Source organism: Holdemanella sp. MSK.7.32 (assembly GCF_024460475.1).
Lineage (GTDB): Bacteria > Bacillota_I > Bacilli_A > Erysipelotrichales > Erysipelotrichaceae > Holdemanella.
The window spans coordinates 14,916-27,021 of record NZ_JANFYN010000028.1 but is presented as its reverse complement, the minus strand read 5'-3'; the positions used below and the strand labels follow the sequence as shown (position 1 = coordinate 27,021).

At 35.5% G+C, this 12,106-nt stretch carries 10 protein-coding genes; 6 read left to right on the top strand and 4 right to left on the bottom strand.

The annotated features are described in order from the left end of the window. The first annotated feature begins 177 nt into the window (after positions 1 to 177). The 4 genes from NE544_RS07705 (at position 178) to NE544_RS07690 (ending at position 5,133) form a co-directional block, all read left to right on the top strand. A complete protein-coding gene (locus tag NE544_RS07705) occupies positions 178 to 876 on the top strand; it encodes a hypothetical protein (protein ID WP_256268935.1) in 699 nt (232 codons plus the stop codon). Positions 877 to 958: 82 nt separating this feature from the next. After that, positions 959 to 1,504 carry a LemA family protein gene (locus NE544_RS07700; protein WP_227991847.1) on the top strand — a complete coding sequence of 182 codons (546 nt, stop codon included), beginning with the start codon at positions 959 to 961 and terminating at the stop codon, positions 1,502 to 1,504. Continuing rightward, positions 1,485 to 3,359 carry a DUF2207 domain-containing protein gene (locus NE544_RS07695; RefSeq protein WP_256268934.1) on the top strand — a complete coding sequence of 625 codons (1,875 nt, stop codon included), beginning with the start codon at positions 1,485 to 1,487 and terminating at the stop codon, positions 3,357 to 3,359. Before NE544_RS07700 ends, NE544_RS07695 begins: the two co-directional genes overlap by 20 nt. A 499-nt stretch (positions 3,360 to 3,858) precedes the next feature. After that, on the top strand, positions 3,859 to 5,133 hold the full coding sequence (locus tag NE544_RS07690; RefSeq protein ID WP_256268933.1) for an ATP-binding protein: 1,275 nt from the start codon (positions 3,859 to 3,861) through the stop codon (positions 5,131 to 5,133). Between the two features lie 462 nt (positions 5,134 to 5,595). Here the strand turns inward: NE544_RS07690 and typA are convergent, their stop codons facing one another. Further along, positions 5,596 to 7,425, bottom strand: a complete 1,830-nt coding sequence (typA, locus tag NE544_RS07685) for a translational GTPase TypA (protein ID WP_003865225.1) — start codon at positions 7,423 to 7,425, stop codon at positions 5,596 to 5,598. A gap of 109 nt (positions 7,426 to 7,534) precedes the next feature. Between typA and NE544_RS07680 the strand changes: the two genes are divergently transcribed. Beyond that, a complete protein-coding gene (locus NE544_RS07680) occupies positions 7,535 to 8,272 on the top strand; it encodes an esterase family protein (RefSeq protein WP_256268932.1) in 738 nt (245 codons plus the stop codon). A gap of 364 nt (positions 8,273 to 8,636) precedes the next feature. Here NE544_RS07680 and NE544_RS07675 read toward each other — a convergent pair whose 3' ends face one another. The 3 genes from NE544_RS07675 to NE544_RS07665 are packed head-to-tail and all read right to left on the bottom strand — an operon-like array spanning position 8,637 to position 10,721. Then, positions 8,637 to 9,962, bottom strand: a complete 1,326-nt coding sequence (locus NE544_RS07675; protein ID WP_256268931.1) for an MATE family efflux transporter — start codon at positions 9,960 to 9,962, stop codon at positions 8,637 to 8,639. A 40-nt stretch (positions 9,963 to 10,002) separates the two neighbouring features. Continuing rightward, positions 10,003 to 10,242 (bottom strand): NifU family protein, encoded by a 240-nt coding sequence (locus tag NE544_RS07670; RefSeq protein WP_118114210.1) that lies wholly within the window; start codon positions 10,240 to 10,242, stop codon positions 10,003 to 10,005. A 17-nt stretch (positions 10,243 to 10,259) separates the two neighbouring features. After that, positions 10,260 to 10,721, bottom strand: coding sequence for a divergent PAP2 family protein (locus NE544_RS07665; protein ID WP_118114211.1), 462 nt, complete (start codon positions 10,719 to 10,721; stop codon positions 10,260 to 10,262). Positions 10,722 to 10,810: 89 nt separating this feature from the next. On the opposite strand from NE544_RS07665, the gene NE544_RS07660 reads away from it, so the two are divergent. Next, positions 10,811 to 12,082, top strand: a complete 1,272-nt coding sequence (locus NE544_RS07660) for a glucose-6-phosphate isomerase (RefSeq protein ID WP_256268930.1) — start codon at positions 10,811 to 10,813, stop codon at positions 12,080 to 12,082. Positions 12,083 to 12,106 lie beyond the last annotated feature (24 nt).

Here is a 12,106-nt window from a genome sequence, read left to right as displayed (position 1 = left end):
CATTACCCTATGTAATCTTATAGCGTATCTAGACCCCAACTATTTTTATATAGTCTTTTTAGTGGCGAAATTTGCTTTTTTTTTAGAATTGTGTATAGTATTAAGTGTTGTTGTTCATTTTTTGGTGGGCAACCGCCTCGTATTTTATGAGGCCAAGGGGGAAGATTGGAGGGTGTTTTGAACTTTATAAAAGAAGAAAATTTAGAGAGTAGTGTAATTAGAAAAGGATTGGTTTCGGGTTTATTGTTGTCGACATTAGCGTTAACAGTACTAACAACATCATCAGTTATTGGGGAAGAAAGTAAGGTTTATGCCAAAACGAATAATGCGGATACAAACATTTTGATGCGTGTGGATACAAAAAACGGAACTCAAGAGTTAAAAGAGAAATTCGAAGAACAGATTCAAGATATCGAGGAAGAATCTAGCAAGAAACAAGAAGAGTCGAAAAGCGTTGAAGAAATGATCTTAGAGCAACCGGAGTTATTGAATGATGTAACATTCGTTCAAAATAATTATAATGCGGTGACTCAGGTCATTTATTCGCAACCATCATACACACAATATGTAAGTAATGCGAATGCACTTACTGCATCGGGTGGTGTATATTATGGGCCTAATGGAAAGGAAACATACTACAATTTAAATATGTCAGGGGTAGTCGACATTATGCGTGGTATGGGAAACAATGATAATTATTGGGTTCGTGAAGATGGTGCGAAGATGTTAGGGGATTATGTTATTGTGGCAGCCGATTTAAATAAGTATCCTAGAGGATCTATTGTAGATACTTCATTAGGACAGGGAATCGTCTGTGATACAGGTAGTTTTACGCAAAATTCAGATACTCAATTAGATATTGCGACAGACTGGTAATATATATGAGTAAGGGTAGAAGTGTTATGCTTCTACTTTTTTTTGTGTATTTGAGGTATAATTTTGTCAGGAGGATTTTATTATGATCTTAATTATTGTTGTTATTGTATTAATCGTCTTGTTGGTATTGTTTGTGATGTCAAGCTACAACAAGCTTGTTCGTTTATCAAATAGAGTGGATGAAGGCTTCTCTACAATGGATGTGTATTTGAAAAAGCGTTTTGATTTGATTCCGAACTTGGTTGAAACCGTGAAGGGATATGCGAAACATGAGGCGGATACATTGAGTTCAGTGATTGCCCAAAGAAATATGGCGAAAACATCAAAGGATGTTATGGATAGTGAAAATAAGATCACTAATGCCATTCAGGGAATTTTTGCGGTGGCAGAACAATATCCAGATTTAAAGGCTAACACGAATTTTATGGATCTTCAAAATCAATTGAAGAAGGTAGAGGAGGATATCGCAAATTCTCGTAAATACTATAATGCTTTAGTTCGTGAATATAATGATGTGATTATGAGTGTTCCGACAAATATTGTGGCATCTTTATTCCATTTTGAAAAGAAGACAATGTTTGAAGTGGCCAATGCTTCGGAAAGAGAAAATGTTCAAGTTAAATTTTAAGAAGGTCTTGGCCTTCTTGTTTGCCTTCATTTTATGCTTTTCTGTTGTGGATATTCATGAAGATGATGGAGGGTATACGATTGATGACTATACAGTAAATGCGACATATCGTTCAAATAATACGATTGATGTGAAAGAAGTGATTGATGTCAACTTTTCAAGTTATCGTCATGGTATTTATCGTAATATTCCAGAAACGATGTATATCAATCGAGATGAAAAGTATAAATTGCAAATCAAAGATATCGCAGTTTTAAATGATGAATATGATGTAGATAGTGATTCAGGCAATCGTGTCATTCAAATTGGTAGTGAAGACTATACGGTTATTGGTCCTCATACGTATACGTTGACTTATACGATTGTCATTCCAGAAGATTATCATTCCGATTTGGATTTTATCTATTATTCGGTTCTTGGAAACAATTGGGATACAACCATTTCGCATTTTAGTTTTGATATTCAATTCGAGAAGGCTTTAACGGAAGAAGAAATGTCAAACATTCAAGTTTTTAGTGGAAGTCTAGGCAATCAATCGAATGCTTTAAATGTGAATCCAATCATTACTTCAACTTCGATTCGTGGTTCTGCCTATGATATTGGTGCTAAACAAGCCATTACGATCTTTGGTCAATTAAGACAAGAATATTTTGTAGGAGCTAAACAAACGACTTCAAAGACACCATTTGTCTTTTTGGGTTTAGCTGTTTTATTTGGCTTATACAGTTTGATTCGTGCTCTTCTTTTAAAGAAAGCGCATATTACACCAATTGTGAATTTTTATCCACCAAAAGATATGGATCCAGCTATGGTTGGAACGATTGTGGATGAATCTGTGGATCAAGAGGATTTAATGGCCTTGATTCCGTATTGGGCTAGTAAGGGGTATTTAACCATTTCTGAAACGGAGGATGACTTGGTTCTTACAAAAGTAGAGAATCATGAACCGCCTGTTTTAAAACATCAAAAGAAGATTTATAACGGATTGTTTAAAACAAAAACCAGTGTGAAATTATCGAAACTATCAAGTAAGTTTGGTAAGGCTATGGATGATGCCAAAGAAGCTTTGAATGATGAATTTAGTGGCAATAAAAAATTATCAAGTATTGATCATGGGTTTGTGACAACCATACTAGCTATGATTTGTATGATTGTATGTATCTTATTCAATACTCGATATAGTATTGTAGATAATTTGATTGAAACAATATTAGCTACATTTAGCTTTGTGCTTATGATGGTTTTAAACTATTCTGCAGCTGCTTCTAGTGTATTTAACAAGAATAAACTAGGAGTATTAAAGAAAGTATTAAGTATTGCGTTTATTTTGATTCTTGCATACTTTATATATCGACAATGTAATTCCATTCTTAGTGTTGTTTCATTTGAATTTATGATGGTAGGTATTGTGGTAGTTTCACTACCAATACTTTTGAGTTCTAAATTTAATGTGGTGAGTGACTACTTTAAAAATGTAGCTCCTGAGCTATTAGGTTTTAAAGACTTTGTTGAAAAAGCAGAAGTACCACAATTGGAAAGATTGTCTATGGAAAATCCATCTTACTATTATGATGTCATTCCATATGCGATGGTTTTTGGACTTTCTGAAATGTGGACAAAGAAATTTAGTACGATTCCTTTGGCACAACCAGATTGGTATGATTCATATTATTCAGATCCATACGATTCTTATTTCTACTATAGAATGTTGACAAGAAGAATGTATGATCCAATCCATCAGAATTTATTGGATTATCAAACAGAACAAATGAAAAGTACAGCCGATAGCATGGGCTCTAGCTTTGGTGGCTTTTCTGGTGGAGGCGCCGGTGGCGGAGGCGGCGGAAGCTGGTAAGAGATGAATATTTGGGTGATGAGCCCATTTACTGATTCATGAACTTAGGGTGATGAGCCCGCGTAACTTGGTAGGTGTTGTGCACCTACCTTTTTCGTATTCAATATAAAAAGAAGTGTGTAGGCGTACAGGCCTACCTTCAGTATACGGGGGTTTCACCCTAATACATGTTCATTATCATAAAATAAGCATTTAGTTTAATTCTTTTTGAATATTTAAGATAATCTAAAGAGGTTTAAAAAGAAAAAGACGCATAATTCTTATACTTAAATGGTTCTCTTTCACTAGAAATTGTACGATCCATTGCAAACATAATTTTGATAAACATGTTTGGGTGGCAGTTGAGATAATGTCTTTAAAAAAGTGCTCACGTTGTACTAGCATCGTATACGTCGTAAGTTTAATGTATATATTTGTGAAAGGATTGATAATTTTTGAATAGGTTGGTATACTACAGGTGAAAGTTGCGACATATACGACGCAAGTGTGAGGTGAAAAAATGGTTAAGCGAGATTCTTATTTGAAACGATTGATTCACAATATGTGGAACGGAGAGGTTAAGGTTATTACTGGTATTCGTAGATGTGGTAAATCAGTTATGCTTTTTGACTTGTTTTATGAGTATCTTCTTTCTCAGGGAGTACCAGAAGACCACATTCTTAAGTTTGAGTTAGATCAAAGACGATATTACAAATATCGAAACCCAATTACTCTTTGCGAGTATGTAGAAGATGCTATTTGTGATAAAAAAGAAGAAAAATTCTATCTTTTTATTGATGAAGTACAATATACTACTAAAGTTGTTGATGAAGAAAATGGCGGAATTACAGTTACGATTTATGATATGCTGAATGAACTGAAAGCATACAGAAATCTTGATGTTTATGTAACTGGAAGTAATTCTAAAGGTTTGTCCAACGACATAGCTACAGAATTCAGAGGGCGCGCAACACAGATTCATGTCTATCCGCTATCATTTGAAGAATATTATTCGCATGTTAAAGGGGATGAAAGAAAAGCGTTAGATACCTACATGCTTTATGGTGGAATGCCTAGGTTATTGGCTTTAGAAGATGAAAAAGATAAGAAGGACTATTTGACTTCTCTTTTTAGGGAAGTTTACATTAGAGATATTGTGGAGCGTAACAAAATTGAACGGGAAGATATTCTTGGCGATATATTGAACTTTTTGGCATCGCAGATAAGTTCATTGACGAACCCCACGAATATATCGAATGCCTTGACTAGTATGAAAAATGAAAAAATAAGTTCTACCTTGGTTGCAAATTATGTGCAGCATACGATAGATTCTTTTCTGATCAGTATGGCAAAAAGATATGATGTTAAGGGAAAAACTTATTTTCAGTACCCCAATAAGTACTATTATACAGATGTTGGGTTACGTAATGCTCGTTTAAATTATCGTCAATATGATCCAGGGCACATTATGGAGAACATCATATACAATGAACTTATGCGTAGAGGTTATAGTGTAGATGTTGGCGTTGTAACGGATCGAAGCAATGGGAAAAATCTTCAGAAGGAAATAGATTTTGTAGTAAATGATGCTGATCGAAAAATCTATATTCAGTCGGCATTTCGGATGGACACAGAACAGAAAACATCTTCTGAATTGGCTTCTCTAATGCTTACGAAGGATTTCTTTAAAAAAATAATTATTCGCATGGATATACCGCATAATTTTTACGATGAAAATGGTATTTTTCATTGCAATTTAATTGATTTTCTTTTAGGTCGAGTAGAGTTATTTTAAAAAATATTGCCCACTGGCGCACTGTGTAGAATCCTACATTGTACGTTGGTGAGCTTTTTCTTTGTGTTCAATTGCATTACAGTTTAAGAGTAGATTGTTGACTGCCTGATTAATTGAGTATGAAAACTAATAATCAAATTAAATGAAAAAAGTCAGAGCACAAGTTTGAATATAAACTTAGTCAAATTATATGTTACGACTTTTATAATATTCGCTATAGAAAGTGAGAAAAAGAGAAGATCAGTTTTGGAGTAGAGAGGAACAAAAGATTCAGAGCGATGAAGTGGGTCAATGCGAAGGGAAAAACATTTGAGATGTAATTCTGCTTATGCGAGTATGAAATTCAAAAGTTATTCTGGACTACAATTTTTTTATGAAGTGTAAAAAAGATGAAATGGTTAGTGATTATTAGCATAAAAAAATGAGCATCACTATTTGTGACACTCATTTGAAACCAGTTAATTATTGAGCATTCATCTTTTGACGATATAAGTTACGACGATCTAAAGCCGTTAAACCTTTTTTACGGATACGAATCGCATCTGGAGTAACTTCTACTAATTCATCATCGTTGATCCATTCTAAGGCTTCTTCTAGAGAGAAGATTTTTGGTGGAGTTAATAACATCGCTTCATCACGACCACTTGAACGGATGGCAGTTAATTTCTTGTTCTTTAATGGGTTAACATCAAGGTCGATGTTTTTAGAACTTTGACCAATGATCATACCTTCATAAACTGGTGTTTGTGGAGAAATGAACAGTTGACCACGTTCTTGAAGGTTCCATAATGCGTAAGTCATGGCTTCACCTGTTTCAGTTGAAATCATTGCACCTTCCATACGTTGTGCGATTTCTCCTTTATATGGTTCATAACCACTAATACGACGTACTAATGTACCTTCACCGTGTGTATCATTGATAAATTCTGAACGGAAACCTAATAGTCCACGTGTAGGTGCTGTATATACGATCTTTACATATCCATTTTCTTCAGACATGTCTTGCATAACACCTTTACGAAGATTTAATTTATTGATGATGGTTCCTGAATATTCTTCTGGAGCTAAACATACAACTTCTTCGATTGGCTCTACTTTATGTCCATTTTCATCTTTGTGTAGGATAACCTCTGGTTTAGAAACAGCCAATTCATAGCCTTCACGACGCATATTTTCAATCAATACGGAAATATGCAATTCACCACGACCACTAACTTTGAAGCAATCGGCTGAATCGGTTGGTTCAACCTTTAAACCAACGTTAACTTCTAGTTCTTTTTCAAGTCTTTCTTTTAAGTTACGACTTGTCACGTACTTACCACTCTGTCCTGCAAATGGACTTGAGTTTACGTGGAAGTTCATAGATAGAGTTGGTTCTTCAATTTCAATGTGTTCCATTGGCTCAATGTGATCGGCTGTACAGATTGTATCACCAATACTGATATCTGGCATACCCGCAATAACTACGATATCTCCTGAATGTGCTTCTTGAACGCTTGTTCTAGACAATCCTTTGTATACGAATAATTTAGATAAGCTTTCTTTGGCATTCAATCCAGATTGGTTACAACGAATATATTGTTGTCCTTGTTTTAAAACACCTGAATATAAACGTCCAATTCCTAAACGACCAATGTATTCATCGTAAGCCAAGGCAGATACTTGCATTTGAAGAGGTTCTTCATCCATATCTGGATATACATCACAATGTTTTAAGATTGTATCGAATAGTGGATCGATGTTGTCGCTTGGTGTTTTAAGGTCGTATTGAACACGTCCTTCTCTTGCTACACCATAAAGGATAGGGAAGTCTAATTGTTCGTCGTTGGCATTTAAGTCTAAGAACAATTCGTAAACTTCATCGACAACTTCTTCAGCTCTTTGGTCTTTCTTATCGATCTTGTTGATCAATAGAATTGGTTTTAAACCAATTTCCAAAGCTTTTGATAATACGAAACGAGTCTGAGGCATTGGACCTTCACTCGCATCGACTAATAAGATAACTGTATCTACGGTACGGATAATACGTTCAACTTCACTTGAGAAGTCGGCGTGGCCTGGCGTATCTACAATATTAATTTTTACACCGTTATGAATAACGGAACAGTTTTTAGAATAAATCGTAATTCCACGTTCACGTTCTAGATCGTTTGAGTCCATGATACAGTTAACAACTTCTTCGTTGTCACGGAAAACATCACTTTGTCTTAAAAACGCATCGACTAACGTACTTTTACCGGCATCAACGTGGGCGATAACGGCAATGTTAAGAATTTTTTCTTTATTGGACATACTGTCACTCACTTTCCTGTCAAAAACAGTACAATTATAAAGCAAGAAACCTTAAAACTCAATAAAATGTGCTATAATAAAACAAAAATTTTCTGAAAGGGGTAACACCATGCAAGTGCAATATATAAAAGAGTATTCAAATTGTCTCGATCGTGAAATGGAATATAAAATCTATGGCCAAGGTGGTAAATTATGTCTGGCCATTCCAAGTCAAAATGGACGTTTTTTTGAATGGGAAGATCGTGGTATGATTCATGAAGTTTCCAAATGGATCGAATCCAATCAATTAACGATTATTACGTGTGATACTTTGGATTTAGAAACATGGTCCTATCCGAATAATACAAAGGTGCGTATGTTGAAACATGAGTTGTGGTTTGAATATATCCTTTCAGAATTGATTCCTAGTGTACAAGAAAAAATGAATAACTATGATAAATGGATGGTGACGGGAGCAAGTCTAGGGGCAACGCATGCCGCAAATTTAATCTTTCGTTTTCCAAAACAATTCGATACCTTATTAGCCCTATCTGGTATTTATGATACAGAATTATTCTATGGAGATTATCATGATGAAAATACATACCATAATAATCCATGTGCCTACATGAAAAATATGTCTTTAGATCATCCCTATATGGAATTGTATAAACAATCCAAATTGATCTTTTGTGTAGGACAAGGTAATTGGGAACAAGAATGTGTTGAATCTTTAAGACGATTTAGCACCATCCTTTATGATCAACACATCGATGCTTGGTGTGATTTCTGGGGTTATGATGTGTATCATGACTGGCCTTGGTGGAAGGTACAACTACAGTATTTCATGGAACAAATTTTTAAGTAAGTATGACAAATATTAAGAATGAATTGATTTCACTATGACATTACCATTTTTGAATCAGAAGGTCTCAATTAGTGCTTAATAATTTCCTTGCATTTTCACAGATGTGTGGTAAATTACCAGTGACGAAGGTCGTCATCAGACGGCAAACTAGCGAATCACTATCGTAACCAATCGGTAGGGCTCGCTTTTTATTTTTGAAAAGACTCAATATTCTTATATTTTTTGTGATTATAAAAATTTTGAATTGTTTTCCTTTATAGTTTGAAACATAAAATCTAAATTTAAAATAAATACGATATTGCACTAAAAAAGAGATGCACAATATGCATCTCATAGATATTAAGCGTGAACTACTTCTTTTGTGTTAGATGACTTTATGTTCTAGCCACTTATTTGATTTAAAACGAGCTAAGAATATAAAGGAACGAATTGTCCAATCAGCACCCATACCAATCCATACAGCTAAAGGTCCCATGTGAAAAGTATGGACTAAAAAGATGGTAACTACAACTCGACAAATCCACATTGATAAAGTGGATGTGATCATACTAAATTTTACATCGCCGGCAGCTCTTAGGCCATAGCCTGGTAAGAATGAGGGTGTCCAGAATATCATTTTATAAGCGAAGACTATGCGTGTTAGCCAAATGGCTAGTTTTGCACTTTCCGTCTCCATTCCAGCAAGGCTTGTGATTTGTTTGATAAAAAGCATGATTGTAGCGCAGAATATAATACATACCATCCAAGCTAGTTTGGTTAATGAAATTGTATAGTGTCTTGCTTGTTCATATTCTTTTGCACCCACACACTTTCCTACGACAGTCATCATACCAAGTCCTACACCGATGCTTGCTTGACAGGCAAAGCTTTCAAGCATGGCAACCATGGCTTGTGCGGCAATGGCTGTTGTTCCCATTGTAGATACAGTGGATTGAATGACAAGTTTTCCGAATTGAAACATACCATTTTCAATACCGGTTGGAATACCGATTTTTAATATTTTCGTAATTGTTTCAATTTCCGGTCGGATACTTAAATAGGAATCGACATATAAATCTTGTTTGGGTTGTTTTAAAAGAATCAGGATAATAAGTGCACTGATGATTCTAGAAAGGAGTGTGGATAGGGCAGCTCCGGCTACGCCTAAGCTTAGGGTAAAGATGAAAAAGATGTTTCCAAGTATATTTAGAATGTTAGAGCCAAACGCAATGGCCATGGGAAGTCTTGAGTTTTGGCTCGTTCGAAAGCTTGCGGCACCTGCATTATATAGAGCGATAAAGGGATAGGATAGGGCGGTGATGAAAAGATAGTTTAATGCATTGTTCATCACGTTTTTTTCTACGGATCCAAAGATCAGGCTTAATAGGGGCCTTCTGAATAGGATGCAGGGAATGGTAATAATCAGTGAAATAAGAGTTACGGAAAAAATCAATTGTTTCAAGGCTTGGTTGGCCTTGTCTTTTTGGTTGGATCCTAAGTATTGGGCGCAGATGATGGCGCCTCCAGTTGCCATGGCGGCAAATATATTGATGATCAAAATATTTAATGAATCGACAAGGGAAACGGCGGAGATAGCGGCTGAACCTATGTTGGTGACCATAATGGTGTCAACAGATCCCATTAATGCGGTTAAAACTTGTTCGAACATCAACGGAATTAATAATCTTCGTAATTGTTCTTTGGTGTACATAATCAAAACTCCTAAAAATAAAAAGATATCTTTCGATATCTTAACCTACTAGTACTACATCACGAACGTTTGGCACTTCTTCAAGCAATAATTCTTTGATTCCGCCTGAGAAATCTTCAGAAGCCATCATACATCCTTGACATGCACCTTTGAAAGATACATAGACAACATTGAATTCATCAACTCCTAATAGTTCAATGTCGCCTCCGTCATGTTGAATGTAAGGGCGAATCTTATCTAAACAATCATTAACGGCTTTACTATCTACTACAGTATCCATAAAACAACACTCCTAACTTATAAAAATAGTGGACATAAGATCAATGGGACAGCAAGTCCAACCACAAATCCTCCAATGACTTCGACAAATTTATGCCCAAGTACATTTTTTAACTTTTCCTGATAGATGGGATCATCAAAGTGAAGTCCTGTCATTTCACGTAAATCTTTGACTAATTGTTGTGTTAGCTCAATGTTTTTACCGGAATAGTAGCGTACGTGGCATGCATCGTACATAACAATAAAGGAAAAGATGGTGGTTACGGCAAATATGGCTGAGTCAAATCCTTCCTGAATTCCAATGGAAAGGGAAAGGGCTGTTACAGTTGATGAGTGACTGCTTGGAAAGCCGCCACTTGCGATGACCCAGTGAAAGTCCCATTTGCCAGTTCTATAATAATATACGACCGTTTTTAACACTTGTGCAAGTATATTGCTCAAAAGAGCTGTGACAAGTGGATATAAGGACGATGGTATCATAAATTCACACTCCTAACGAAAAACATTATATCATACAAAGTTAAATCGTGGTATAATCTTCTTTAGGATAGCTATGGAGGGAAATAAAAATGATTCAATTAGATTTAAATCATGCTTTCTTAAAAGAAGATGTAAAGGCTTATCAAGATCAAGTTCGCGCAATTGATGAAGCTTTACAAAATGGTACTTGTAAGGGTAACGACTTTATCGGTTGGCTAAACTGGGCTAACAATTATGATAAAGAAGAATTTAGTCGCATTAAAGAGGTTGCCGCAAAAGTACGTGAAAACACAGAAGTATTCGTTGTATGTGGTATTGGAGGATCTTATTTAGGTGCTCGTGCTGCCATTGAAATGATGAATGGTTTATATGGTGACAACAAGCCTGAAATTATTTATATGGGAAACACTTTCTCATCTACTTATATTTCACAGGTTATGAACCATATTAAAGATAAGGAAGTTACGGTAAATGTTATTTCTAAGTCTGGAACGACAACGGAAACAGCATTGGCTTTCCGTATCTTGAAACAATTTATGGAAGAAAAATATGGTGAAGATGCGAAGAATCGTATTATTGCCACTACTGACAAGGCTAGAGGAACATTGAAGGCTTTAGCCGATAAAGAAGGATATGAAACATTCGTAATTCCTGATGATATTGGTGGACGTTTCTCAGTTATTACTCCAGTTGGATTATTGCCAATCGCAGTAGCTGGAATCGATATCGATGCTTTGATGAAAGGTTTACATGATGGTATGGGTGAATATGGAGATGCAGATCTTGAAAAGAACCCGGCTTACCGTTATGCAGTGGCTCGTCGTATTCTTCAAAATCAAGGATATGATGTTGAATTGTTAGTAAACTATGAACCTCAAATGCAGATGGTTGCTGAATGGTGGAAACAATTGTTTGGAGAAAGTGAAGGAAAAGATGGAAAGGGTATTTTACCGGATTCAGTATGTTTCTCAACAGACTTACACTCTTTAGGACAATTTGTTCAGGAAGGTAAGAAAGTATTGTTCGAAACAAACTTATATGTTGATACACCAATGATCGATTTAACATTCCCTAATGATGAAGCCAATGAAGATGGAATGAACTACTTGGCTGGTAAGAGTGTGGATTGGGCTAATAAAATGGCTGCCAAAGGAACATTACAGGCTCATGAAGAAACAGGTGGAGTTCCAAATATCTTATTAACTATGCCAGGCATGACTTCTTATGACTTTGGTAATATGTGTATGTTCTTCTTCAAGGCCATCGCAATGACAACTTTGATGAATGATTCTAACCCATTCAATCAGCCTGGTGTTGAAGTTTATAAAAAGAACATGTTCAAACTATTAGGTAAAGAGTAATGATGAAAATAGAGATGTAAGCAA

What these genes read in the sequence shown, in the direction of transcription:
- NE544_RS07700 (WP_227991847.1), top strand. Translation starts at nt 959, where the DNA reads ATGATCTTAATTATTGTTGTTATTGTATTAATCGTCTTGTTGGTATTG.
- NE544_RS07695 (WP_256268934.1), top strand. Translation starts at nt 1,485, where the DNA reads ATGTTCAAGTTAAATTTTAAGAAGGTCTTGGCCTTCTTGTTTGCCTTC.
- NE544_RS07690 (WP_256268933.1), top strand. Translation starts at nt 3,859, where the DNA reads ATGGTTAAGCGAGATTCTTATTTGAAACGATTGATTCACAATATGTGG.
- typA (WP_003865225.1), bottom strand. Translation starts at nt 7,425, where the DNA reads ATGTCCAATAAAGAAAAAATTCTTAACATTGCCGTTATCGCCCACGTT.
- NE544_RS07680 (WP_256268932.1), top strand. Translation starts at nt 7,535, where the DNA reads ATGCAAGTGCAATATATAAAAGAGTATTCAAATTGTCTCGATCGTGAA.
- NE544_RS07675 (WP_256268931.1), bottom strand. Translation starts at nt 9,962, where the DNA reads ATGTACACCAAAGAACAATTACGAAGATTATTAATTCCGTTGATGTTC.
- NE544_RS07670 (WP_118114210.1), bottom strand. Translation starts at nt 10,242, where the DNA reads ATGGATACTGTAGTAGATAGTAAAGCCGTTAATGATTGTTTAGATAAG.
- NE544_RS07665 (WP_118114211.1), bottom strand. Translation starts at nt 10,721, where the DNA reads ATGATACCATCGTCCTTATATCCACTTGTCACAGCTCTTTTGAGCAAT.
- NE544_RS07660 (WP_256268930.1), top strand. Translation starts at nt 10,811, where the DNA reads ATGATTCAATTAGATTTAAATCATGCTTTCTTAAAAGAAGATGTAAAG.